At 72.7% G+C, this 23,358-nt stretch carries 19 protein-coding genes; 4 read left to right on the top strand and 15 right to left on the bottom strand.

Annotated elements, in window-relative coordinates:
* Positions 1 to 62: 62 nt before the first annotated feature.
* Genes ACIP94_RS04050 through ACIP94_RS04030 form a run of 5 tightly spaced genes read right to left on the bottom strand, consistent with a single transcriptional unit; the run spans position 63 to position 5,390 of the window.
* Complete coding sequence (locus tag ACIP94_RS04050) at positions 63 to 1,604, bottom strand: FAD-dependent oxidoreductase (RefSeq protein WP_402419161.1); 1,542 nt, start codon at positions 1,602 to 1,604, stop codon at positions 63 to 65.
* On the bottom strand, positions 1,601 to 2,593 hold the full coding sequence (rfbB, locus tag ACIP94_RS04045; protein ID WP_402419158.1) for a dTDP-glucose 4,6-dehydratase: 993 nt from the start codon (positions 2,591 to 2,593) through the stop codon (positions 1,601 to 1,603). The genes ACIP94_RS04050 and rfbB overlap by 4 nt, the downstream gene beginning before the upstream one ends.
* Complete coding sequence (locus tag ACIP94_RS04040; RefSeq protein WP_402419155.1) at positions 2,590 to 3,657, bottom strand: glucose-1-phosphate thymidylyltransferase; 1,068 nt, start codon at positions 3,655 to 3,657, stop codon at positions 2,590 to 2,592. The genes rfbB and ACIP94_RS04040 overlap by 4 nt, the downstream gene beginning before the upstream one ends.
* A 39-nt stretch (positions 3,658 to 3,696) precedes the next feature.
* Entirely contained in the window at positions 3,697 to 4,233 is a 537-nt protein-coding gene (gene ssuE, locus ACIP94_RS04035; RefSeq protein WP_402419152.1) for an NADPH-dependent FMN reductase, read from the bottom strand.
* Positions 4,234 to 4,250: 17 nt separating this feature from the next.
* Positions 4,251 to 5,390: a MupA/Atu3671 family FMN-dependent luciferase-like monooxygenase gene (locus ACIP94_RS04030; protein ID WP_402419149.1), complete on the bottom strand. Its 1,140-nt coding sequence runs from the start codon at positions 5,388 to 5,390 to the stop codon at positions 4,251 to 4,253.
* A gap of 224 nt (positions 5,391 to 5,614) precedes the next feature.
* Here ACIP94_RS04030 and ACIP94_RS04025 point away from each other — a divergent pair, with 224 nt between their 5' ends.
* A complete protein-coding gene (locus ACIP94_RS04025; protein WP_402419147.1) occupies positions 5,615 to 7,138 on the top strand; it encodes a class I adenylate-forming enzyme family protein in 1,524 nt (507 codons plus the stop codon).
* Positions 7,139 to 7,150: 12 nt separating this feature from the next.
* Positions 7,151 to 7,411, top strand: coding sequence for a phosphopantetheine-binding protein (locus ACIP94_RS04020; protein ID WP_402419144.1), 261 nt, complete (start codon positions 7,151 to 7,153; stop codon positions 7,409 to 7,411).
* A 215-nt stretch (positions 7,412 to 7,626) separates the two neighbouring features.
* Here ACIP94_RS04020 and ACIP94_RS04015 read toward each other — a convergent pair whose 3' ends face one another.
* From ACIP94_RS04015 to ACIP94_RS03970, 10 genes are all read right to left on the bottom strand, one after another.
* Complete coding sequence (locus tag ACIP94_RS04015) at positions 7,627 to 8,796, bottom strand: nucleotide disphospho-sugar-binding domain-containing protein (protein WP_402419142.1); 1,170 nt, start codon at positions 8,794 to 8,796, stop codon at positions 7,627 to 7,629.
* Positions 8,684 to 10,390 carry an MFS transporter gene (locus tag ACIP94_RS04010; RefSeq protein ID WP_402419139.1) on the bottom strand — a complete coding sequence of 569 codons (1,707 nt, stop codon included), beginning with the start codon at positions 10,388 to 10,390 and terminating at the stop codon, positions 8,684 to 8,686. Before ACIP94_RS04010 ends, ACIP94_RS04015 begins: the two co-directional genes overlap by 113 nt.
* Entirely contained in the window at positions 10,387 to 11,556 is a 1,170-nt protein-coding gene (locus ACIP94_RS04005) for a nucleotide disphospho-sugar-binding domain-containing protein (protein WP_402419136.1), read from the bottom strand. Before ACIP94_RS04005 ends, ACIP94_RS04010 begins: the two co-directional genes overlap by 4 nt.
* Positions 11,544 to 12,710, bottom strand: coding sequence for a nucleotide disphospho-sugar-binding domain-containing protein (locus tag ACIP94_RS04000; RefSeq protein WP_402419134.1), 1,167 nt, complete (start codon positions 12,708 to 12,710; stop codon positions 11,544 to 11,546). The genes ACIP94_RS04005 and ACIP94_RS04000 overlap by 13 nt, the downstream gene beginning before the upstream one ends.
* Complete coding sequence (locus tag ACIP94_RS03995; protein WP_402419129.1) at positions 12,698 to 15,838, bottom strand: AMP-binding protein; 3,141 nt, start codon at positions 15,836 to 15,838, stop codon at positions 12,698 to 12,700. The genes ACIP94_RS04000 and ACIP94_RS03995 overlap by 13 nt, the downstream gene beginning before the upstream one ends.
* Positions 15,835 to 17,037 carry a nucleotide disphospho-sugar-binding domain-containing protein gene (locus tag ACIP94_RS03990; RefSeq protein ID WP_402419126.1) on the bottom strand — a complete coding sequence of 401 codons (1,203 nt, stop codon included), beginning with the start codon at positions 17,035 to 17,037 and terminating at the stop codon, positions 15,835 to 15,837. Before ACIP94_RS03990 ends, ACIP94_RS03995 begins: the two co-directional genes overlap by 4 nt.
* 141 nt (positions 17,038 to 17,178) lie before the next feature.
* Positions 17,179 to 17,892 carry an ABC transporter permease gene (locus ACIP94_RS03985; protein ID WP_402419123.1) on the bottom strand — a complete coding sequence of 238 codons (714 nt, stop codon included), beginning with the start codon at positions 17,890 to 17,892 and terminating at the stop codon, positions 17,179 to 17,181.
* The gene (locus ACIP94_RS03980; protein ID WP_402419120.1) at positions 17,892 to 18,824 is read right to left on the bottom strand and encodes an ABC transporter ATP-binding protein; all 933 of its coding nucleotides are present in this window, start codon (positions 18,822 to 18,824) and stop codon (positions 17,892 to 17,894) included. The genes ACIP94_RS03985 and ACIP94_RS03980 overlap by 1 nt, the downstream gene beginning before the upstream one ends.
* A gap of 52 nt (positions 18,825 to 18,876) precedes the next feature.
* Positions 18,877 to 20,043: a nucleotide disphospho-sugar-binding domain-containing protein gene (locus tag ACIP94_RS03975; RefSeq protein WP_402419117.1), complete on the bottom strand. Its 1,167-nt coding sequence runs from the start codon at positions 20,041 to 20,043 to the stop codon at positions 18,877 to 18,879.
* Positions 20,031 to 21,251, bottom strand: a complete 1,221-nt coding sequence (locus ACIP94_RS03970) for a glycosyltransferase (protein WP_402419114.1) — start codon at positions 21,249 to 21,251, stop codon at positions 20,031 to 20,033. Before ACIP94_RS03970 ends, ACIP94_RS03975 begins: the two co-directional genes overlap by 13 nt.
* A gap of 244 nt (positions 21,252 to 21,495) precedes the next feature.
* Between ACIP94_RS03970 and ACIP94_RS03965 the strand changes: the two genes are divergently transcribed.
* Complete coding sequence (locus ACIP94_RS03965; RefSeq protein ID WP_402419111.1) at positions 21,496 to 22,554, top strand: ketoacyl-ACP synthase III family protein; 1,059 nt, start codon at positions 21,496 to 21,498, stop codon at positions 22,552 to 22,554.
* Positions 22,555 to 22,588: 34 nt separating this feature from the next.
* Positions 22,589 to 23,344, top strand: a complete 756-nt coding sequence (locus ACIP94_RS03960; protein ID WP_402419109.1) for an NAD-dependent epimerase/dehydratase family protein — start codon at positions 22,589 to 22,591, stop codon at positions 23,342 to 23,344.
* The last annotated feature ends 14 nt before the right edge of the window (positions 23,345 to 23,358 follow it).

Raw genomic sequence — 23,358 nt, 5'->3', positions numbered from 1 at the left:
CGAGGCCCGCCCCGAAGCGCTGGGGCGGGCCTCGGCTCATACATGCCGGCCGGTGCTGCCGGTCAGGCTGCCTGTGCGAGCGTCTTCAGCCGGACGCCCAGCGACGTCAGTGCCGCCGACGGAGTCTGCCCGGCGTTCCCGCGGGCGGCCGCATAGCCGTCGGGGCGGACCAGCAGCCATTCGCCCGCGCTCAGTCCGAGGTCGGCGGCGACCGACGCGTCGGACAGGCACAGGGTGCGCAGATCGCCGTCCGCCGCGGCGCCGTAGGTGAGCAGCAGCCATTCAGGACGGCGCAGTTCGTCCAGCACCCGCTGCCACTCCGGCGAGCCGGCGGCCCGGGCGGCGTCGACCCGGGCGACGCGGTCACCGGGGCGGACGCCCGTGGTGGCCGATGCCAGGGTGAGCGGGCTGTCGCCGTAGCCGAGACCGAGGGCCGACATGCCGCCCATGATCTTGCGCTGGATACGGCCCTTGAGCGGCGGCACATTGCGCAGGATCGTGAAGGCGGTGCGCAGGAACGCCGCCGCCTTGCGGCTGCGCAGCTGGACCAGCAGCGTGGCGACCTTGGTGGTGCGCAGCAACTCCGCGCCCACCGGGACCCGTTCGGTGCTGTAGGTGTCCAGCAGTGAGTCGGCCGCCTCGCCGCGCAGCACCGCCGCCAGCTTCCAGGACAGATTGACCGCGTCCTGGACCCCGGTGTTCATGCCCTGGCCGGAGGCCGGGCTGTGGACATGGGCGGCGTCGCCCGCCAGCAGCACCCGGCCCTGGCGCATCTGAGGGATCATGCGCTGCTGGATGGTGAACACCGAGACCCAGCTCGGAAGTCCGACCCCGGCCGGCTTCCCCGTTCCCGTGGAGATCTTCTCCGCGAAGCGTTGGGCGACCATCCGGTCGTCGCCGCCGTAGGAGGTCTCCGCCGTGTCGAGCAGCCGCCACTTGCCGGCCTCCGGGAAGGGCACCATCATCACCGTGCCGCGCGGGGTGCGCATCCAGTGGATGCTGTCCTTGGGCAGGTCGCAGTCGACGACCGCGTCCGCGATCAGCCAGGTCTCGCTCGACTCGCCCTCCAGCTTCAGGCCGAGCTGCTTGCGGATGACGCTGTGCCCGCCGTCGGCGCCCACCAGCCAGTCGGCGACGACGGTCTCGGCGCGGCCGTCCGGGCCGACCAGTTCGGCGAGCACGCCGCCGGAGCCCAGGTCCGTGAAGCGCTCCAGCCGTACGCCCGACTCGACGGTGACGCCCCGGCGGGCCGCCGCGTTCCGCAGCACCTCCTCGGTGATCACCTGGTCGACCATGAGGGTGAAGGGGAAGCGGGTGGGCAGCCGGCTGTAGTCGGTGTCGAAGCGGATCAGCCGGCGGCCGTTCTGGTGCAGGGTGAAGTGCTCGACGCGCTGGCCACGCGGCAGCAGTTCGTCCAGCACGCCCATCTGGTCGTACGTCTCCAGGGTGCGGGCGTGGGTGGCCAGCGCCCGGCTGGTGGTGGCGGGGCCCTCCGCCGCGTCCACCAGCCGGACCCGTACACCGTGCCGGGCCAGTTCGTGGGCGGCGCTCAGACCGACCGGGCCGGCACCGACCACGAGCACCTGGGCCTCGGTCCTGCTCACCGCTGCTCCTCCCGCGCCCCCTGCTCGACCGCTTTCCACCAGCCCGGGTTGTCCTGGTACCAGGCGACGGTGGCGGCGAGCCCCTCCTCGAAGGTGACGCGAGGCGCGTAGCCCAGCTCCTCGCGGATCTTGGACTCGTCGAGCGAGTAGCGCAGGTCGTGACCCTTGCGGTCGGCGACCCGCACCACCTTCGACCAGTCGTTGCCGGTCAGCTCCAGGAGCCGCTCGGTGATCTGGCGGTTGGTCTGCTCGTTGCCGCCGCCGACGTTGTAGACCTCGCCGGCCCGGCCGCGGGTGAGCACCAGCTGGATCGCCCGGCAGTGGTCGTCGACGTGCAGCCACTCGCGGATGTTGGCGCCCTCGCCGTACAGCGGGACCGTCTCGCCCTGAAGGAGGTTGGTGACGAAGCGCGGGATCAGCTTCTCCGGGTGCTGGTAGGGCCCGTAGTTGTTGGAGCAGCGGGTGATCGAGACGTTCAGGCCGTGGGTGCGCCAGTAGGCGCGGGCGATCAGGTCGGAGCCGGCCTTGGACGCCGCATAGGGCGAGTTGGGCAGCAGCGGCCACTCCTCGGTCCAGGAGCCCTCGTCGATGGTGCCGTACACCTCGTCGGTGGAGACGTGCACCACCCGCTCCACGCCGGAGCGCAGCGCGGCCTCCATCACGTTCTGGGTGCCGCCCACATTGGTCGCGACGAACTCGGCGGCGGACTCCAGGGAGCGGTCCACGTGCGACTCTGCGGCGAAGTGCACCACCGCGCCGTGGCCCGGGAACAGCCGCAGGAGCAGCGGCATGTCGCAGATGTCGCCCTCGACGAAGGTCAGCCGTGGGTGGGCGGCGGGCAGGTTGTCGCGGTTGCCGGCGTAGGTCATCTTGTCGAGGACGGTGACCTCGGCGTCCTCCCAGCCGGCGTAACCGCCGTCCAGGAGCGTGCGTACGTAGTGCGAACCGATGAAGCCAGCGCCGCCTGTGACCAGGATCTTCTTGTTCATGCCGCGACCTCCACGCGGGTGTGGTCGCCGACCACCAGACGGTGGTGGCGCTCTTCGAGCTGGGCGCCGGTGACGGCGGCGGACCGGCCCAGCAGCGAGCCGCGCAGTCCGCGCACGCCGGAGACCGTGGCGCCGTCCAGCGCGATGGAGTGGTCCAGATGCGCGTCGGTCAGGACGCAGTTACGGCCGATCGAGGTGTACGGGCCTACGTGGCTGTCCTCCAGGAGGGTGCCCGCGCCGATCACCACCGGGCCGACCACGAACGAGCGGACGACCCGGGCGCCGGGCTCGAGGACGACGCTGCCGATCAGCACCGAGTCCTCGTCGCTCTCGCCCTGGACGCTGCGCGTCACGGCGTCCAGGAGGATCCGGTTGCAGTCCAGAACGTCCTCGACCCGGCCGGTGTCCTTCCAGTACCCGGCGTACTCCTGGGCCCGCACGGTCTGTCCGTCGGTCACCAGCCACTGGATGGCGTCGGTGATCTCCAGCTCACCCCGGGCGCTCGGCTCGATGGACTCGACCGCCTCGTGGACGGCCGGGGTGAAGAAGTACACGCCGATCAGCGCCAGGTTGGAGCGCGGCGCCGGCGGCTTCTCCACCAACCGCTCCACCACACCGTCCGCGTCGACCTCGGCGACCCCGAAGGCACGCGGGTCCTCGACCTGCGCGACCAGGACCTGGGCCGTGGGGCGAAGGGCACGGAACTCGGCGGCGGCCTCCTGGATGCCCTCCGGCAGCATGTTGTCGCCGAGGTACATCACGAAGTCGTCGTCGCCGAGGAAGCCGCGGGCCAGCTGCACGGTCTGGGCGAGACCGGCCGGGCGGTCCTGCGGAATGTACGTGATGCGCACCCCCAGACGGGAGCCGTCACCGAGCGCGTCGACGATCTCGGTGGCGTGGTTGCCGACGATGATGCCGATCTCGGTGACACCGATCTCGCGGATGTTGTCCAGGACGTGCTCCAGGACCGGCTTGTTGGCGATCGGGATGAGCTGTTTGGGCATGGAGTAGCTGAACGGGCGCAGCCGGGATCCCGTTCCGCCGGCCAGCACAAGAGCCTTCATGGGGGCCTCTTCCGTGGGGTTCGGTGTGACAGTCATGGGTCAGGCGACCGCCGGCGCCGGACGGCGGGCGGGACGGTGCAGGGCCTCGACGAGGCCGGCGAACCGGTCGGTGGCGGATTCGAGCAGGTCGCCCATGGCTTCTGCCTGCTCGGCGTGCACGAAGACGCTTTCGGCTACGGCGGCCGGTTTCATCGACATCAGTACGGGGCGCAGGCCGTAGTCGAGGGCGAGTACATGGGCGAGGGAGCCGCCGGTGGCCAGCGGCAGGACGACCTTGCCCTCCAGGGCGAACTGGGGCAGCAGGTCCAGGTATGCCTTCAGCAGGCCCGAGTATCCGGCCTTGTACACGGGCGTCGCGAGGACCACCGCGTCGGCCTCGGTGAACCGCCGCACGGCGGCGGCGACGCAGGGGTGACGGGTGTCGGCCGCGAGCAGTTCCGCGGGCGGCAGGGTGCGTACGGCCAGCACGTCGACCAGGTGGCCGCGTCCGCCCAGCCGCTCCGCGGCGCGGGTGAGCACCCGGTGGGTGAGCGAGACGGGAGACGGGCTGCCGGACACGGCGAGTATCGTCGGCACGGGGCGACCTCCTGAGGTCAGCGGGCCGCCACGGGCTCTGGGGCCCGCGCGGCGTCACGTCGTACGGCGTCCAGCAGCTCCAGGGAGCCGAGCACCTGCTCCGCGTCCGGCACGAAGTCCACCAGGCAGGCGATCTCGTCGACGCCGGCGGCGCGCACCCGGCGGGCCGTTTCGGTGCACTCTCCGACGGAGCCGATCAGGGAGTTGCCGGAGAGGTAGCGGTTGACGCCCAGTTCGGCCAGCTTCTGCTGGGCCCGGGCCGCGGACAGCACGTCCCGGCCCTCCTTGTTGCCGCTCATCCGGCCGCCCGCCTGGACGGCGCCGGCCTCCAGGTCGATGGCGGACAGCAGATAGTCGCGCAGGGCGCCGCCGCCGACCTCGCGCGCCTGCTCCGGGGTCGGGGCCACGTAGGTGTGCATCATCACGGTGACCGTCCCGGGGCCCGGCAGGCCGGCCTCGGCACGGGCCGCGCGGTACAGGGCGACCTTGTCGCCGAGGGACGCGACGTCCTGGTTCTCCAGGTGCGTGAGGATGTTGCAGCCGAGCCGGCCCGCCTGGACGAAGGTGCCCTCGCTGCGGGAGGCGGTGATCCACACCGGCAGCTCGTCCTGCACCGGGCGCGGGTACAGCGGCAGCGAGGCCTCGGTGCCGAGCGGGGTGGGGCCGCTCCACCGGCCCGTGCGCCAGGCCTCGCGGATGTCCGTCACGTCCTTGAGCATCTGCTCGCGGCGTGTCTCGTACCTCTCGGGCGCGATGACGAAGTCGTTGACGTTCCAGCCGGAGCCCACCGAGATCCCCACCCGGCCGCCCGAGATGCCGTCCACGGCGGCGAAGTCCTCCACGATCCGCGACGCCGGGTGCAGCGGGGTGACCACGCTTCCCGCGCGGATCTGGATGCGCCGGGTCGTGGCGGCGATGGCGGCCGAGGTGACGGCCGGGTTCGGGAAGGCGCCGCCGAAGCGGTGGAAGTGGCGCTCGGGCGTCGACACGAAGCCGAAGCCGAGCTCGTCGGCGCGGCGCGCCGCGTCGAGCATCAGCCGGTATGTCTCCTCGGACCGGTCGCCGACCGCGGCGAAGAAGAAGACACCGAGGTCCAGCGGGCGCACATCGGGTGCTGTGCCGCCAGGGCCGGCCGACTGCCGGGATTCCGCGTTCATCCTGTGCTGCCTCCTTCCCCGTCGGACGTCGTCGCGGCGGGGTCGTCTTCGTCATGGGGCGTGCTGCCGCGGTCACCATCGGGCCGGTCCCTCGCAGCGGACTTGAGCGCGGGCAGGCCGACGGCGGTGCGAGAACGACTCCACCGGGCGTCGAGCGGTGGCCCGGAAGCTTGCCGGGACCGACTTCCGCTCCGACGGACCCGATCGCCCCAAGAGGTTGCCGAATGACGACTCAGACACTGGTGGCCGCCGACACCGTCGACGGCCTGCTCGCCGCGGCGGTCGCCGCCCGGCCCGACGCCCCCGCCGTGCGGGACGCCTCGGGCTCCTGGACCTACGCGGAACTCGACGCCTGGTCACGGGCGTACGCGGACTGGCTCACCGCCGGGGGCGTGCGCCGCGGTGACAGGGTGCTGGCCCGGGTCGGCAACGTCCGCGAGTTCACCGCCCTGCTCTTCGGCGCGCTGCGCCGCGGGGTCGTCTTCGTGCCCGTCAACCCGGCGATGAAGCGCTTCCACCTGAACACCGTGGTGCCGGACTGCGACCCCGTTCTGCTGATCGCGCACGAGGACGAGGACGTCGCCCTCCTGACGAAGCTGACCAAGCGTCCGGTCGTGTCGCTCGACCAGGCCCGGTCCGGCGCCGAGCGGCGGCTCGGCGCCGACACGGGTGCCGTCGAGGACACCACCCCCGTGCGCCCCGACGACCTCGGCCTGCTGATCTACACCTCCGGCTCCACCTCGGCCCCCAAGGCCGTGGCGAGCCCGCACGCCCCGATCGTCTTCGCGGCCCGCGCCATCCAGGCCCGGCTGAACTACCGGGAGGACGACGTCGTCCTCGCCGCCGTGCCGCTCTCCTTCGACTACGGGCTCTACCAGATCTTCCTCTCGGTGATCGCGGGGGCGCAGCTCGTGCTGACCGAACCCGACCGCCACGTACGGCTGCTGGGCACCCTGCACGACCACGGCGTGACCGTCGTACCGCTCGTGCCGTCGCTCGCCGAGATGCTGCTGACCCTCTCCCGCCGCGACCGCCGTGAGGCTCCCCCGGTGCGGCTGTTCACCAACACCGGCGCCGCCCTGACCGCCCCCGTCATCGCCCGGCTGCGTGACGCCTTCCCGCGCGCCCGGGTGTCGCCGATGTTCGGCACCACCGAGTGCAAGCGGATCACCGTCCTCGAACCGGACGGCGACCTGGTCAGGCCCGGCTCGGTCGGCCGTGCCCTGGACGGCACCGAAGTGCTGATCCTCGACGACGACGGCGCCCCGCTGCCGCCCGGCACCGTCGGCGAGATCGCCGTGCGCGGCCCGCACATCATGGCCGGCTACTGGCGCGCCCCCGAGCAGACCGCGCTGCGCTTCCGCCCCGATCCGGCCACCGGGGAAGTCACTCTGCACACCGGCGACTACGGGCACCTGGACGCCGACGGCCACCTCTACTTCGAGGGCCGCAGGGACGACCTGTTCAAGCGCAAGGGCGTCCGCATGGGAACCCTCGAGATCGAGACCGCCGCCCTGGACATCCCCGGCGTCACCGCCGCCGCCGCGCTCGCCCCGGCCGACGGACACGACCTCACGCTGTACGCCGTCGCCGGGCTGACCCCCGACGCCGTGCTCGCGCAGCTCGACGAGCGGCTGGAGACCGCCAAGGTCCCCGCCGCCTGCCACCTGGTCGACGAGCTGCCCCTCACCCCGAACGGCAAGACCGACAAGCAGCGGCTGCGCCGCGAGCAGAACGCCCACATGTAAGGAGAACCCACCATGACGACGACCCCGGACCCCGGCTTCGAGCAGCTGCTGCGCTCCGTCCTGCCGCGCCTGGCCGGCCCGGACCCGATCGACCCGGCCCGCGACCTCAAGGAGGCCGGCCTCGACTCGATGGCGACCATCGAGCTCCTGGTCCGCCTGGAGGACACCTACGGCGTGGAGTTCCCGGAGGAGACCCTCACGGCCGCGACCTTCGCCACCCCGGCGGCCCTGTGGGGCGTGCTCAGCGCCCAGCGTGCCGCCGTCGCCCACTGAGCCACCTCACCTCGGCACGTCCCACTTCTCATCCGCATCTCTCATCCAAGGAGAAACACCATGACCCACCTTTTCATCGGCCTCGGAGTGACCGTCGCCCTGATCCTCGCCGCCAAGTTCGTGGGTGACGCCCTGAAGCGGAAGCGCGGCTGATCCTGACCGAACCGAAGGGGCCCCGACCGGAAGATCCGGCCGGGGCCCTCTCGTCGTGCCGGTCAGGCGGCTGCCGCCAGCCGCTCCAGGTCGGCCACGACCTGTGCCGGGCTGGGCATCGCGGCCATGTCGTCGCCCAGCTCACGGGCACTTTTCAGATACCGCTCGTCGGACAGGACCTCCGTGACGGCGGCCCGGATCCGCGCCGGGTCGTTCTGCGGCTCCGCCTCGCCGAGCACCTGGGCGGCGCCCGCCGCGGCGAGCAGTTCGGCCGACGCGAACTGGTCGACCAGCTGCGGCAGCACGACCTGTGGCAGCCCGAAGTGGCAGCCGGTCATGGTGGTGTTGGCGCCGCCGTGGTGGACCAGCGCGTCGCAGTCGCGCAGGAAGAGGTTGAGCGGCACCGGCTCGATCACCTGGACGTTGTCCGGCAGCCGGCCGAAGCCCTCGTGGTACTCGGGAGCGGCGGTGACGACCGCCTGCACGTCCGTGAGGCCGTCGAACGATTCGATGATCGTGCGGAACAACCGGCTGCCGTTGAGCACCAGAGTCTGGTTGCCCAGACACACCGCCACCCGGCGCACACTGTCCGGCGCCGGGACGCGCAGCCACTCGGGCACGGTGCCCACGCCGTTGTAGGGGACGTGGCCGAGGGGCGAGCCCGGCGGGGCCGTCGGGTGGCGCAGGGCGGGCGGGCACGGGTCCAGGAGCAGGTCGGGATCGGGCAGGCCGTCGAGGCCGAGACGGGTGCAGACGCCGTGCAGGAAGTTGCGGGCGGAGGCACGGGAGGGGCCGCTGAGCGGGTCGACGCCCCAGCGCACCTGCACCGACGGAACTCCCAGTACCGCGCCGACGACCGGCCCGGCGAGCTCCAGCTGCTCGCTGACGACGAGATGGGGGCGCCACTCGCGGGCGAACTCCACATAGGAGCTCAGCAGATACCGGGCGTGGGTCTCCCACAGCTTGGTGGTGCCCGCCATCTTCTCCGGCGGGGTCGGCCCCATCAGCTCCAGCGGACGTACGCCGGGCGGCAGATGACGCTGCAGGACGTCCAGGCCGTGGAACCGGTCGCCGATGTCGACGGCCGCGATCCCGGCCATGCGGGCCGCGTCGGTGACATCAGGCTGGGCGGCCACCGTCACCTCGTGCCCCGCGCCCCTCAGCGCCCAGGCCAGCGGGACCAGCGGGGTGAAGTGGGTCGGAAACGGTGTGCTCAGCATCAGTACGCGCATCTTCTCGCGCCTCCTCGGCGGCTTCGTTGACTTCGGCGGCTTCGTCGACGTCGTTGACGTCGTTGACGTCGACCTCGCCCATCAGCAGGGCGGTGATCAGGGCGGCCAGCAGCAGCCCTGCGGCGGTCAGCAGGACGGTGCCGGTGGCGTGTGCGAAGGCGGCCGTCACCAGGTGCCGGCCGGCGGGCGGGAGTCCGGTGAGGCGGGCCGCGGCGGAATCGGGGTCGGTGATCCCGGACGCCTTCGCCGAGGAGGCGAAACGGGAGCTCAGGACGACGCCGAGCACGCTGCCGCCGATCGTGGTCCCCAGCATGGTGGCGAACCGGGAGGTGGTGGTGACCACGCCGAGCTGGTCGGGGTGGGCCGCCGACTGCGTCATGAACAGGGCGATCTGAGTGCCCCCGCCGAGGCCCACGCCGAGCAGCACCAGCAATACATCCAGCTGCCACATGGGTGCGTCGGCCACGGTCAGGGCGAGCCCCGCGGTGGCGGCGACCGCCGTCGTCATGGTGGCGATCAGGACGGGCCGGCAGCGTCCGGTGCGGGCGATGACCCGGCCCCAGATGAGAAAGACCAGGACCACGCCGACGGCGAGCGGGATCAGATGCAGCCCGACCGCGTCGAGGTCAACGCCTCGCACGATGTTCAGGTAGTTGATGAGGAACACCGGCAGGGACAGCAGGGCGAACCCGCCCACGAACTGCAGGATCGCGGCAGAGCGGAACACCCTGTCCTTGAAGAGGGCCAGCGGCATCAGCGGGTCCGCCGCCTTCAGCTGACGGACCGCGAAGAACACGAACATCATCAGGCCGCCGTAGAAGTACGGCACCACCGGACCCGAGAACGAGTGCTGCTCGCCGTATGTCTTGACGCCGAGCAGCAGCGCGCAGGTGGCGGAGGCGACCAGGGCCGAGCCGAAGAAGTCGACCGGACGGCGGGTGCCCCTCACGGGCAGGCGCAGCGCCCAGGTGATCCCGGCGAGCGCGAGCCCGGCGAGCGGCACGTTGAACAGGAAGATCCACCGCCAGGACAGCTCCTGGCTGAGCGGGCCGCCGATCATGGGGCCCGCGATGATGCCCGCCGCGATGAGCGCGCCGCCCGCGTTCGAGCGTCCGGCACGGGACTTGGGCGGGTACAGGGTGGCGATCACGATCAGCGTCATGCTCATCAGCCCGCCGCCGCCGAGCCCTTGCACAGCACGGAAGAAGATCAGCTGGGGCAGGGACCGCGCGCTCGCGCACAGCGCGGACCCGGCCAGGAAGGTGGCCAGCGCCGAGAGGTAGATCGGGCGCGGCCCGTAGCTGTCGCTCAGCCTGCCGTAGAGCGGCTGGGCGGCCGTCGCGGCGAGCAGATAGGAGGTGATCAGCCAGGGGAAGCGGTCGATGCCGTGGGCAGGGTCGAGGTCGCGCACGATCGGCAGGACGGCTGAGGAGACGATCGAGCCGTCGAGCAGGGCGAGCGTCATGGTCGCCATCGCGCACACGATGAACACCAGCACCTGGGGGTCGGTCATGCCGTGCGGATTCGCCTTCTTCTCCGCCTCCTGCTGCGGGTGAGCCGTTCCCGCTTCGGCCACTGGAATGTCCACGGTCATGCCGGCACCACCTGACGGGACGCCATGTCCGACAGGCGCACGGCGAGCTCGGCCGGTGACGGCATGGCGTCGATCTCGGCACGCACCCCGGACGCGTCCGTACGGTAGGCGGGCTCCTCCAGCAGCGCCCGGACGGCGTCGGCCAGCCGGTCCGGGGCGTTCTGGAGCTCCGCCGAGTCCAGCGTGAGACCGGCGCCCGCGTCCGCGATCCGGTCGCCGGCGACGAAGGCGTCGCCGAGCTGGGGGAGCACCAGCTGCGGGACACCGAGGGCGGCGGCGCCCAGGGTGGAGCCGGCGCCGCCGTGGTGCACCACCAGGTCGGCGCCCGGGAAGAGGGTGCCGGGCGCGGTCAGCGAGGTGTAGGTCATCCCGTCCGGCAGGGCTCCGAGGGCTGCTCGGTGCCGGGGAGCCGCGGACACCACCGCCTCGACGCCGCGCACCCGCGCCAGCACGTCCACCACGCGTCGCAGCAGGCTTGTGCCGCCGAGATCCAGGGTGTGCCCGCCCAGCGCCACGGCCACCCGTCGGCCCGGCGGGGTGCGGTACGCCCAGGGGGCGCCCGGCTCCGTGTGCGGGACGGGGCGGATCGGGTCGGCGGCCGGTGCCTCACGGTCGGCGAGGGACGGCGGCGCCGGGTCGAGCAGCAGGTCGGGCACCGGCACGGAGTCCAGGCCGACCCGGGCGCAGACCGGCCCCTGGTAGAGGCGGACGAAGCCGAGCATGGCCGGGGAGGTCGGGTTGACGCCCCAGCGGTGCTGCACGCTGGGAATGCCGAGGACCGCACCGATGATCGAGCCGGCGAACTCCATGTGCTCGGAGAGCACCAGGTCGGCTCGCCACGTGCGGGCCACCTCCAGGTAGTCCGGCAGGAAGTACGGGACGTGGTTGCGCCATACCTGGGCGACCCCGCCGATCTGCTGCCGGTCCGGGCGCCCGGACACCTCGATGGGGCGCATCCCGGCGGGCCGCCTGCCGCCGCGCAGGTCCTCGGAGTGGAAGGCATCCCCGAAGGTGACCGTGGGCAGTCCGGCCGCCTCCGCGGCGCGGGTGACGTCGGGCTGGCCGGTCACGAGGATCTCGTGCCCGGCGTCGGCGAGCGCCCGGATCAGGGGCAGCATCGGCAGGAAGTGGGTGTCTACGGGGGTGCTGATGACTAGGACGCGCATCGCAGGTTCTCCAGGTCGCGGACGACGGCGGCGGGGCTCGGCATGGCGGCGACGGAACGCGCGAGTTCGGCGGCGCCCTTCGCGTGGCGCTCGGCGCCGAGCAGGGTGCTGAGGGCTTCGGCGACGGTCGCCGGATCGTTCTGCTCGTCGGCGGTGCCGAGCGAGATGGCGGCGTCGGTGGCGGCCAGCAGCTCGCCGCCGGCGAACTGGTCGGCCAGCTGCGGCAGCACGAGCTGCGGGATGCCGGCTCCGGTGGCCGTCATCAGGGTGTTGGCGCCGCCGTGATGGACGATCGCGGCGCAGTTGCCGAGGAACCCGCTCAGCGGCGCCGGTGAGATCAGCCGCACATTGGCGGGGGTGGGGCCCAGCGCTTCCAGGTACTCGTCCTGGACGGTGAACACTCCCTCGACGTCGGGGAGTTGGCCGAACGCCTCGATCACCGTGCGGAACAGCGGGATCCCGCCGAGTGCGATCGTCTGCCGGCCCATGGACACGACGACCCGGGGCCTGTCTCCGGGCCGCTGCAGCCACGCGGGCACGGCTCCGGTGCCGTTGAACGGGATGTGCCGGATCGGCGTCGCCTTGGGCGTGCCCGGGTAGAGCAGCTCAGGCGGCGCGGGGTCCAGGATCACGTCCGGCAGCGGAAGGCCGCCCTCGATGCCGTTGCGGTCGCAGGTGCCCTGCAGGAAGTCGACCGCGGTCTCCCGCATCAGCGGGCTCAGCGGGTCGACGCCCCAGCGGTGCGAGACGACCGGGATCCGCAGGACCCCGCCGACCAGCAGCGCCGCGTAGTCCATCTGCTCCGACACCACCAGGTCGGGCCGGAACTGCAGGGCCACCTCCAGATAGCGCGGGAACTGGTAACGGGCGTGCAGCACCCACACCTTGGAGCCGATGGCGATCATCTGGGGCGTCGTCGGACCCGCCACCTCGATGGGGCGCCGGTCGGGCGGCAGCGGCGGGCTGAGCAGGTCCTTGGCATGGAAGGCGCGGCCGACGGTGACCGTGCACAGGCCGGCCGAGCGGGCCGCCGGGACTATGTCCGGCTGGCCCGCGACCAGCACCTCGTGCCCGGCACCGCGCAGCGCCCAGGCCAGCGGGACCATCGTGGTGAAGTGGGTGGACTCGGGGGTGCTCAGGATCAGAACGCGCATGAGGGGTCCTCGGGGTGGGAGGGCAGATCGGCCGGTCCGCGCCGTACCGCCTCGGCATAGGCGGTCACGACGGCGTCCGCGAGGTCCGCGGGCAGCCGGTCGGTGCGGACCGTGGCGGTCACGTCGGCGCCGGTGCCGCGCAGGCGGACGTCGAGCTCCAGCTCGGTGCCCATGACGGGGCTGTCGATGCGCAGCAACTCGGTTTCGCAGAGCGGAAGTTCGAGTACCGGATCCGGATCGTCCTGCATCAGGAAGGTGGGCATGGAGGGCAACGCCTCGCTGCCGCCCGACCACACCAGGATGTGATCCAGCGCGGCTCCGCCGAGCTCCAGGGCGGCCAGCGACGCGTCCGTGCTCGTCACGGCGCTCGTCAGCGCGTCCGTGCCCGTCTCCGCGCCCGGCGGCCAGAAGCGCAGGTAGACCAGGTCGACGCGGCAGGTGACCGCCGTCCGCAGCACACTGCTGCCGCGCCGGGCCACCGGTACCTTGACCGTGATGTCGCGCCCGCCGCTCAGCTCACGCAGCACGACGCCGAACAGTGCGGCGAGCAGAGCGAAGCGGGTGGTGCCGAGGGCACGGGCACGAGCGTCCCAGAGAGCGAGCTCGTCGCCCCGCAGGGGAAGCGAGCGGGCGTGCTTGGGGCCCGCAGACAGGGCGCTGCCGGTCCGGCCGGGCAGCCGCAGGGGCTCCGGCTCGTCCAGCAGGTCCTCCCAGAAGGCACGTTGGGCGGCCAGGTCGGCACGGGACAGGGCGCGCCGGTGGTCGGCGGCCACCTCGGCCAGGCTCGCCGCCGGGGCAGGGAAGCGGGGCTCGCGGCCCTCGGCGCGGGCCGCGTAGGCGAAGGCGAGGTCCGCGGCGACGACCGTCTCGGACGCGCCGTCGAAGGCGGCGTGATGGGCGACCAGGCCGAAGAGGGTGCGGCCGGTGTCCCGGCTGCGCAGCGCCGCGCACCGCCACACCCGGCCCTCGCCCACCCCGAGCGGGGTGAACGCCGCTGCCAGCCACTGCTGCACCGCCGCCGCCTCGTCGTCCGCGTCCGGGAGGTGGAGGAACTCAGCCCCTGACGGACGCTCGGGGAGCACGGCCAGCGCCGTCTGCTCACGCAGCACGTACCGGGCGTGCAGGGCCTGATGGCGCAGATGCACGTCGCCGACGGCCAGTTCAAGGGCGGCACGGTCCACCGGGCCCGAAATCCACCAGGTCAGCCTGCACAGCCCGCCGATGCCGGTGCTGTCATGGGCGGAGGCCCACAGGAAGCCGGCCTGCTGCGGCGGCAGTACGACCTCGCCGGACATGTCGTCGGGGCCGGGGCCCGACGGCTCGGCGGCCGCGCGCGGCATGGCGTCGAGCCGGTCCGCGAGGCCCCGCACCGTCGGCGTACGGAAGATCTGTGAGAGCTGCACGGCCGCGTCCAGCGCCTCGTCCAGGTGCCGGCACAGCCGGGCAGCGTCCAGCGAGCTGCCGCCGAGTTCGAAGAACGACGCGTGCTCAGGCACGGGACCGGTGCCCAGCACCGCCCGGAAGGCCTCGGCGACCGTGCGGGCCGTACCGTCGAGGGCCGCTGCGCCGGTACCCGGGTCGGGGGACCTCTGAGACCGGGCTCGCTCGGCGAGTTCACGCCGGTCGAGCTTGCCGTTGGCGAGCAGCGGGAAGCGGTCCAGCCGGTGGACATGGCGGGGGACCAGATACTCGGGGAGCAGCGCGGCCAGCCGCTCGCGCAGCTCCCCGGGGCCGATGCCCGCCTGGTCGGCGCCCGTGTAGAAGAGGGTGAGGCCGTGGTACGAGCCGTCCGGCGTCGGCAGCGGCACGACCGCCGCCCCGGTGACCGTCGGGACCCGCTCGACGGTCCGCTCGACCTCGGCGGGTTCGATCCGGTGGCCCCGGATCTTGACCTGCCGGTCGCCGCGTCCGGTGTAGTGCAGGACGCCCTCGGCGGTGCGGTGGCCCAGGTCGCCTGTGCGGTAGAGGCGTTGCCCCCTGACGTTCGAGAAGACCGACTCGGTCAACTCCGGTCTGCCGAGGTAGCCGCGAGCCAGACCGGGACCGCCGAGGCACAGCTCGCCCGTCTCCCCGGGGGCGCAGACCCGCTCGCCGTCGAGCACCAGGATGTCGGTGTGGGCGAGTTCGCGGCCGAGCGGGATCCCGGCGGGGTCGTCACAGTCCTCGGGACGGATGTCGTGCGCGGTGACGATCGCCCCGCACTCGACGGGACCGTACACATTGAGCAGCCGGATGCCGGGGTGTTCGGCGAGAAACCGGCGGATGCGGGTGGGGGCGGCCCGCTCGCCGCCGACCGCCAGCCACTTCATGCCCGCGAACGCCCCCACGTCGGTGGTGACCAGCATGTTGAAGAGCTGCGTCGTCATGAACGCGGCGTTCACGCCGTCCTCGGCGATCAGAGCGCGCAGGGCGCGCGGCACCAGCACCGGCTCGTCGAGCAGCACCGTCGTGCCGCCGGTGAGCAGCATGCTCCAGCAGTCCAGGGTGAAGCCGTCCCAGGTCGGCGGCGCGGTCTGCGGCATCACGGTGCCCGGGCCGAGTTCGGCGAAGGTGTCCTCGTCGAAGAGGCGCACCGCGTTCTCATGGGTGGAGATCACGCCCTTGGGGGCACCACTCGTGCCCGAGGTGAAGAACACCGCGCACGGGTCGCCGCCGCCCACCGCCACGGGGGCCGGACACAGCCCGCGCGCGGCGGTGACCGTCAGGTCCTCGGCGGGCGGTGCCCACGCGGGCACCGGCCAGTCGCCCGCCTCGGCCGTGACGAGCAGCGGCGCGTCGAGCTGGCCGATCTGTGTCAGAAGACGCTCGGCCGGCCAGCGGACGTCGAGTACGGAGTAGGCGGCCCCGCACTTGAACAGCGCGACCAGGACCGCGATGAGCCGGGTGCCACGCTCCAGGAGCACCGGCACCAGGTCGCCCGGCCGCACCCCCTGTTCCTGCAGGAGCGCCGCCAAGGTGTCGGTGGCCGCGTCGAGTTCGCGGTACGAGACCCGGACGGGACCGTGGACGAGGGCCGTCGCCTCCGGGAAGCGGCGGGCCGCGTCCTGGAAGAGGGCGTGCATGGTCTCGCCCCGCGCGAACCGCGGCGCCTCGTGCTGCGCGGCGGGTGAAAGGAGCTCTACGGTCATCGTCTTCCTGCCTCCGCGGGGATGGGGACTTCGGTGTGACCGGCTCTCGCGCACTCCTCGAGGAAGCCCACGAGCCGGTCGGGCGTGGGCATCGCGTCGATCTCGGCCCGCAGCGCGCGGGCCCGCCGCCGGTAGGAGGGGCGGGCCAGCAGGTCCCGCACGGCAGTGCCGACCGCACCCTCGGCGGCATCGGCGGGCAGCGCCGCGCCGGCGCCGGAGGCGCGCACGAGGTGCGCCCAGTGCTCCTGGAAGGCGTTCTGCGGGAGCAGCAGCTGGGGCAGGCCGTGCGTGACGGCGATCAGCCCGCTGCCGACACCGCCGTGGTGCACCAGCGCGTCGCAGTGGGCGAGCAGGACGTCCAGCGGGAAGGACTCGACCGCCCTCACCCCGTCCGGGAGTTCGGGCAGGTTCTCGGCCTGGGCCGCGGTGACGGCGAGGACCACGTCCGCGCCCAGCTCGCGCAGGCTCGCGACGACGTGGTCGCGGACCTCGTCGAGGGCGGTGGTGGTGACCCCGCCGGTGACGCATACCAGTGGCCGGTCGCAGTCCCGTCCGGTGCGCAGCCACTCGGGCAGAGCGGCCGGTCCCGCGAACGGCACATAGCGCATGTCGGCCCTGCGCACCTCGTGCGGCGGTCGCAGGCCCGGCGGGCACGGGTCGATCCAGACGGACGGCCCGACCAGCGGGTCGGCACCGAACCGCTCGAAGAGGCGCGCGTACGAGGGCCTGAGGGCGGCCTCGCTCTCGCAGTGCACGCCGAGCGAGACGCCCCAGGTGTGGCCGACGGCCGGGACCTTGACGGCCGCGGCGGCGACGAGGCCCGCCGCGGCGGCGGTGTCGTGGACGACGACGTCGGGCCGCCAGAAGCGGGCGAAGCCGACCAGGTCGTCGGTCAGCGTGTCGGCGACCGCGATCATCTTCTCGACGAGGGCGTCCGCGACATCGGCGTCCAGGGCGCCCGCCGCCCGGTCGGCCGACTGCAACCGGCCCGGACCCAGTGACAGCCGGCGCGCGGCCACCTCGCCGGCCACGGCCTCGTCCCCGACGGGCACGGCTACCAGCCCGGCACGGGTGACCGGCGCCACGCACTGCGGTCGCACCGCCACCCGCACCTCGTGCCCCGCGAGCCGGGCGGCCCATGCGAGCGGGATGATCCAGGGGATGTGGGCCGGACCGTGACCCACGAACAACACGCGCATCCAGTTGCCTCACTCCATCGCGTCCGGTCAGTGGCAGGGCAAGGGTGCGGTGGGCCACTCGAATGAGGCTCGCGCGGTGTAGGAACGCGAAAGTGCCCGCACGGGGCGTCGAACCCCCTGCGGGCACTGCGGATCAGGCGCTCAGGCGCGTCGGCCGCCCCTGCGGTAGGCGAAGGACGCGAAACCGGCCAGGAGCACCGTCCAGAGTGTGAGGACGCCTACCCCGGCCAGGGTGGGTGCCGAGCTGTCGGCGGCGTTCCAGGACAGCTGGGCGTACCGGAAGACCGGGGTGGCCCGCGACAACTCCTGCGCCCAGTGAGGGAAGTTGTCGATCGGCAGCAGCAGGCCGCCGAGCAGCGTCAGGGACAGGTAGGCGACGGTGCCGGCGATCTGCGCGAGCTGGGCCTTGAACAGGTAGCCGATGCCGATGCCGAGCATCGCGAGCGGGGCGATGCCGAACCACAGCAGGAAGAACACCGCGAGCCAGGTGCCGAGGCCGAGGTGAACGCCCCGGTAGAAGACGCCGATCAGTGAGATCACCGTGATCGGCAGGATCGCCAGGCAGGTTGCGACCGCGCCGCGCGCCACCACCACCTGCACCGGGGACAGCGGGGTCAGCCGCAGCTGGCGCAGCCAGCCCAGCGCCCGGTCCTCGGCGATCCCGGTGCCGTTGGTGATCACCACGCCGAGCGCGCCGAAGGCCGCCGCGCCGACCATGGACTGCGCGAGGGACTTCTGGTCCGGGCCGCCGCCCGCGAAGGTCACGTACATGCCGACCGGCATGACGAGACTCATCATCAGATACCCGCCGTTGCGGACCAGCCGCAGGATTTCCAGCCGGATGTAGCCGATCATCAGTGGGTCCGTCCTTCCTGGGCGGGCTTGCGGTGGCGCGTGCGGTGGGTCAGTGCGATGAAGGCCTCTTCCAGGCCGACGCCCGAGACCTCCAGGTCGGTGAAGGCGTCCGAGCGGGCCAGCGCGTGCACGGTCCGGTCCGAGTCGGTGGTGCGCAGGTGCACCCGGCCGCCGTGGAACTCCACCGAGACGACGCCGGGCAGCAGTTCGTAGCTGTCGCTCGTGCCGCCGCGCGGGACGAAGCTGACCGTGCGCCCCTCGACCATGCTCTTGATCTGGGAGGTCGTGCCGTCGGCGACCACCTGCCCGGCGGCGATCACGATGACACGGTCGGCGCTGTCGTCGGCCTCCTCGAGGTAGTGCGTCGAGAACAGCACCGTGTTGCCACGCTGGGCGTACCGCTGCATCGCGGCCCACAGCTCTCGCCGCGACTCCACGTCGAGGGCGGCCGTCGGCTCGTCGAGGACCACCAGGTCGGGGTCGCCGGCCAGGGCGAGCGCGAAGCGCACCCGCTGGGCCTGGCCCCCGGAGAGCCGGTCCACCTTCTGGTCGGCGATCTTGGTGAGTTCGGCCAGTTCCAGGACCTCCCCGAGGGGCAGCGGGGCGCGGTAGGTCTGGCGCACGAAGTCGACCAGCTCCCGCACGGACACCCGGGGAATCATCTTCCCCTCCTGCAGCATGGCGCCCAGGTGACCCGCCCGCATGGCGAGTTCGGGCTTCTTGCCGAACACCTCGATGGTGCCCTCGTCCGGCGGGAAGAGCCCGAGGAGCATGCCGATGGCGGTGGACTTGCCGGCGCCGTTCGGGCCGAGCAGGGCGACCGTCTCGCCCCGGTGGATCGTCACGTCGATCCCGTCGACGGCGCGGACGCTGCCGTACGTCTTGACGACGCCCTGGAAGACGACCGCGGGCGGGCCGTGCTGTTCTGCCATGGGGGGTGGCACCTGCTCCCTTTCCTGTACGTGCTGTGTGAGCGGACGCATATCAGATCAGCCCCTCCAGGGTGTGCACCAGTTCGGCGGGGCCGGGCAGGCCCGCGATCTCCGCGCCGACCGCACGCGCGGCCTTGCGGTAGTGGTCTTCGGTGAGCAGTCCGGCCAGCGCGGCGCGGACCAGAGCGGGGTCCCGCTGCTCCTGCTCCTCGGCGAGGTTGCGTCCGGCGCCGGAGGCATCGACGAGGCGTCCGGTGGTCTGCAGGAACGGCTTGCCGCCGGGCAGAACCAGTTGCGGCACACCGGAGGCGAAGGACGTCATGCTGGTGCCGCTGCCGCCGTGGTGCACGGTCAGCGCCGTGTGCCGCATCAGCGGACCGATCGGGAACCGGTCCACCACCTGGACCGTGTCCGGCACGTCGGCGAGCAGGGGGTGGTACTGGGCGTCGATCGGGAACAGCACGTCCACGCCCAGCTCGGCGCAGGCGGACAGCGCGTGCCGGAAGCCCGGCGGCAGCTCACCGGTCTCGGCGAGCAGCCGGCCGTGCCACATGCCGAGGCAGAGCAGCGCCCTGGGCCGCTCGGGCCGCCGCACGGCCCAGCCGGGCAGTTCGGCGGTGCCGCAGTAGGGGACGTAGCGCGTCAGCAGACCGGGGGTGTTGTCACCGCCGGGGAGCAGCGAGGCGGGAGACGGGTCGATGATCAGGGCCGGATCGGGGAAGCCGTCGGCGGCGAACTCCGTGCTCATGCCGCGGAGTTGTGTCTTGGCCTGGCGCAGCAGAGGGCTCGTGAAGTCGTCGGGCCCCCAGCGGTGGACGACCCCGGGCACGCCGAGCGCGGCGGCGGTGATCAGCCCGCCGAACTCGACGGGGTCGGTCACCACCAGATCCGCCTCCCAGTCCCGGCCGAGGGCGACCATCTCGTCGATGTAGCCGCCCAGCCGGGTCCGCCAGCGTTCACCGGCCTCGTCCCACTCGGACTCCGCGCGGCGGTCCATCCCCGCCCGGTCGGGCATCCGCACCGCGCCGGGCCTGGTCAGCCGCTGGCGCACCTCGCCGCCGCCGACCAGACGGGTGTCGAGGCCGGCATCAGCCGCGAACCGCACCAGCTCGGCGTCCCCGGCCACCAGCACCTGGTGCCCGGCGGCGCGCAGCGCCCAGGTCAGCGGCACCATCGGCACGAGGTGGCTGGGGACCAGGGCGGTGATCAGTACGCGCACGACGTCTCCTCGACGGGTGCGCGGGTGACCGCCCCCGCGTCCGCCACCAGTTCCTCCAGGTCCGCCACCAGGCGCTCCACCGGCGGGCAGGCGAGGATCTCCCGCTGGACGGCCGCGGCGCGGCGCCGGTAGGCCGGGTCGGTGAGCAGGGCCGTGACGGCCGTGGTGACCGCCTCCGTGTCCACGAGGGGGGCGGGCAGGTCGATGGCGCAGCCGAGGGCGGCGCAGCGGGCCGCCGAGTGCGGCTGGTCGTCGTACATGGGGGTGACGAGCATCGGCGTGCCCGAGCGCAGTCCCTCCCGGACACCGCTGTGGCCGCCGTGGGTGATGAACACGTCGGCGGCCTCCAGCAGGACGTCCTGCGGGATCCACTCCGTGACCAGCCGGACGTGGTCGGGCACCGGCCCGAAGGCCCCGGGGTCGCGGCCCACGCCTATCGAGACGACGGCGGTGCAGTCGATGCCGGACAGCGCCTCGATCACCGCGGTGAGCACGGTGTCCGACAGGCCGGGCAGGGACGGCGCGATGGTGCCGATCGACGCGTAGACCACCGGCCTGTCGTCGGGCAGCTCGGCGAGCCAGGGCAGCACCGGGTCGTCGCTGCGGAACGGTGTCGTCTGGCGGTAGTGGCGCAGGGTGCGCCCGTCGAGTCCGTCGCCGGTCCAGCTCGCCGGCAGCCAGCTCACCAGGAGGTGGCGGTAGGCGGTGTTGTCGTCCGGGTCGGCGGGCAGGCCGAGTTCGGCGCGCAGCGCGTTCAGCGGCTCGTGGGTGACCGAGGGCGGCAGCAGGTGCGTGGAGCCGCCGGCCACCGCGACGTGCGGGATGCCCAGCGCCTCGGCCGCGAGGTAGCCGCCCATCTCCTCGCCCTCGCGGACGATCAGGTCCGGCTTCCACTCCCGGGCGGCGGCGATGATGTCGCGGGCCGCGTGCAGCGCGGGCGCGCCCAGGATGCAGTCGACGAGACCGTCCTCGTACGCCTCCTGGTCGCCCGACCACAGTCCGGGCGCGATCGCGGCGACGCAGTCGGGGTCGAGAGCCCAGTCGAAGCCCGCCGGGAGGAAAGCGAGGCCGTAGCTCTCGCTCTCCCCGCGCATCGACTCGTCGTCGGCGACGGCCACGGCGTGCCCGGCCCGGACCGCCGCCTGGGCCAGGGGGATCAGCAGCCGCAGATGCGACTTGCCCGCATGGGCGGTGAACAGGATGCGCACGGCGGGTCTCCGAGGAGTCGGTGGGGGCGAGGGCGTCGGGGCGTCGGGCGCGGTCCGCCCGCTCTCCGGTCGTGCATCACAGCCTCGTCACCGCGTCTTGGGCGCCGCTTGGGTCCCGCTTGAGCGGGACTCGAGACCGCCGCCTCCGTCCGTTCCCCTCCCGGACTCCAGTGCGGTTCAAGAGCGTGCGCCGACCTTGGGCGCATGCCGAAACGCCCGAGTTCCGAGCCGGAGGAGTAGCTGGATGCGCTGGAGAGATGTCTATGTCGCCGGACTCGGCAGCTGGCTGCCCGACCCGGTGCCGGTCGGTGAGTGCGTCGCGGCCGGGGAGTGCGGCCAGGAGTGGATCGACGACTTCGGGTACGAGTCCGTCCGCATCGCCCGGGAGGGCGACGGGGAGGCGTGGACCGCCCCGCCGGACATGGCCGTCGCCGCGGGCCGCACCGCCCATGAGCGCTCCGGCCTCGCGAAGTCCGCGTACTCCCTGCTGCTGCACGGCAGCACCTGGTTCCAGGGGCTGGACATCTGGCCGGCCGCCTCCTACGTGGCCAAGCGCACCGTCGGCTCCACTGTGCCCGGAATGGACGTGCAGCAGCGCTGCAACGTCGGCATCAGCGGCCTCGAGCTGGCAGCCGCCCATCTGACGGCCGGTCTCGGCAGCGCGGTCATGCTCACCACGGCCGACCGGTTCGGCGGCCCCGGCGCCGACCGCTGGCGTCTGAGGCACGGCAACGCCTACGCCGACGGAGCCACCGCCACCGTCCTGTCCACCGAGGGCGGCTTCGCCCGGCTGGTGGCCACCGCCACCGTCGCCGACAACACCCTCGAACCGATGGCCCGAGGCGACGAGGAGTTCGCCCCCGTCTCCCGCGCCGCCGAACGGCAGATCGACCTCACCGCACGCGGCGACGCCCACCGGGCCGTCAGCGACGAGACGTTCACCAACATCCGGTTCGGCAAGGTCATGCAGGAGGCCAAGCAGGCCGTCCTGGACGACGCGGGCCTGGAGACCGAAGACCTCACGTATGTCGTCATCCCGTCCACGGGGCGGATCCAGGGACCCTTCCAGATCCACCACCTGCTCGGCGTCGACGAGGAGCGGACCACCTGGGAGTTCGCTCGCCGCAGCGGCCACATCGGCGCGGGCGACTGGGCGGCGGGACTCGAACACCTGCTGTGCACGGGCGCGCTGAGCCCCGGCGACCACGTGATGCTCTACGGCGGCGGCGCGGGCTACACGATCACCACCGCCGTCCTGGAGATCCTCTCCGTCCCCGACTGGGCCGCCTCGCCGCGTCCGTGAACCATCCATCCACCGCAAGGAGTTGGCACACCCCATGGAGATCGTCGGCAGGGGATTCCTGGCCGGGCATCTGGCAGGCATCAGCGACCACCACCCCGACGTGGTGGCGCTCGCCGCCGGGGTCTCGGCCGCCGGAGACATCCCGCCCGAGCAGTACACGAGGGAGTCGGCCCGGCTCTACGAGACGCTGCGGTACTGCGAGAAGCACGGCAAGCGGCTGGTGTTCTTCTCCACGGCGTCCGCCGGGATGTACTCGGTGCCCGACGCCTCGCCGGGCCGTGAGGACGGACCGGTCTACCCGGCCACCCCCTACGGCCGCCACAAGCTCTCCCTCGAGGCCGTGGTCAAGTCCTCCGACGTCGAGTACCTGATCCTGCGCCTGTCCCACGTGGTGGGCTTCAACCAGCCCGCGCACCAGCTCCTGCCCGCCCTGGTGCGGCAGTTGACGAGCGGGCGCATCCAGGTGCACCGCGGTGCGCAGCGCGACCTGATCGATGTCGAGGACGTCGTCAAGATCGTGCACACACTGCTGGTCGACGGCCGCACCCGCGATGTCGTCAACGTCGCCTCCGGGCAGGCCTCGCGCATCGAGGACGTCGTCGCCCACATGGAGGCCATTCTCGGCACCAGCGCCGAGAAGACCTATGTGGAGGCATCCGGCGCCCAGCCCGTCTCCATCGACAAGCTCTGCCGCTTCGTACCGACCGTGTACGGCCTCGGCTTCGGCCCCGACTACTACCGGGCCGTGCTCGACAAATACGTCCGCGCCTACGTTCCGCAACCCGCCTGATCGACCGTCACCTA

Origin of the sequence: Streptomyces sp. NPDC093261 (assembly GCF_044753645.1) — a bacterium.
Classification (GTDB): Bacteria; Actinomycetota; Actinomycetes; order Streptomycetales; family Streptomycetaceae; genus Streptomyces.
The sequence above is the reverse complement of the archived record's forward strand: the minus strand, read 5'-3'. Positions and strand labels throughout refer to the sequence as shown.

What these genes read in the sequence shown, in the direction of transcription:
- rfbB (WP_402419158.1), bottom strand. Translation starts at nt 2,593, where the DNA reads ATGAACAAGAAGATCCTGGTCACAGGCGGCGCTGGCTTCATCGGTTCG.
- ACIP94_RS04040 (WP_402419155.1), bottom strand. Translation starts at nt 3,657, where the DNA reads ATGAAGGCTCTTGTGCTGGCCGGCGGAACGGGATCCCGGCTGCGCCCG.
- ACIP94_RS04030 (WP_402419149.1), bottom strand. Translation starts at nt 5,390, where the DNA reads ATGAACGCGGAATCCCGGCAGTCGGCCGGCCCTGGCGGCACAGCACCC.
- ACIP94_RS04025 (WP_402419147.1), top strand. Translation starts at nt 5,615, where the DNA reads ATGACGACTCAGACACTGGTGGCCGCCGACACCGTCGACGGCCTGCTC.
- ACIP94_RS04020 (WP_402419144.1), top strand. Translation starts at nt 7,151, where the DNA reads ATGACGACGACCCCGGACCCCGGCTTCGAGCAGCTGCTGCGCTCCGTC.
- ACIP94_RS04015 (WP_402419142.1), bottom strand. Translation starts at nt 8,796, where the DNA reads ATGCGCGTACTGATGCTGAGCACACCGTTTCCGACCCACTTCACCCCG.
- ACIP94_RS04010 (WP_402419139.1), bottom strand. Translation starts at nt 10,390, where the DNA reads ATGACCGTGGACATTCCAGTGGCCGAAGCGGGAACGGCTCACCCGCAG.
- ACIP94_RS04005 (WP_402419136.1), bottom strand. Translation starts at nt 11,556, where the DNA reads ATGCGCGTCCTAGTCATCAGCACCCCCGTAGACACCCACTTCCTGCCG.
- ACIP94_RS04000 (WP_402419134.1), bottom strand. Translation starts at nt 12,710, where the DNA reads ATGCGCGTTCTGATCCTGAGCACCCCCGAGTCCACCCACTTCACCACG.
- ACIP94_RS03995 (WP_402419129.1), bottom strand. Translation starts at nt 15,838, where the DNA reads ATGACCGTAGAGCTCCTTTCACCCGCCGCGCAGCACGAGGCGCCGCGG.
- ACIP94_RS03990 (WP_402419126.1), bottom strand. Translation starts at nt 17,037, where the DNA reads ATGCGCGTGTTGTTCGTGGGTCACGGTCCGGCCCACATCCCCTGGATC.
- ACIP94_RS03985 (WP_402419123.1), bottom strand. Translation starts at nt 17,892, where the DNA reads ATGATCGGCTACATCCGGCTGGAAATCCTGCGGCTGGTCCGCAACGGC.
- ACIP94_RS03980 (WP_402419120.1), bottom strand. Translation starts at nt 18,824, where the DNA reads ATGGCAGAACAGCACGGCCCGCCCGCGGTCGTCTTCCAGGGCGTCGTC.
- ACIP94_RS03965 (WP_402419111.1), top strand. Translation starts at nt 21,496, where the DNA reads ATGCGCTGGAGAGATGTCTATGTCGCCGGACTCGGCAGCTGGCTGCCC.
- ACIP94_RS03960 (WP_402419109.1), top strand. Translation starts at nt 22,589, where the DNA reads ATGGAGATCGTCGGCAGGGGATTCCTGGCCGGGCATCTGGCAGGCATC.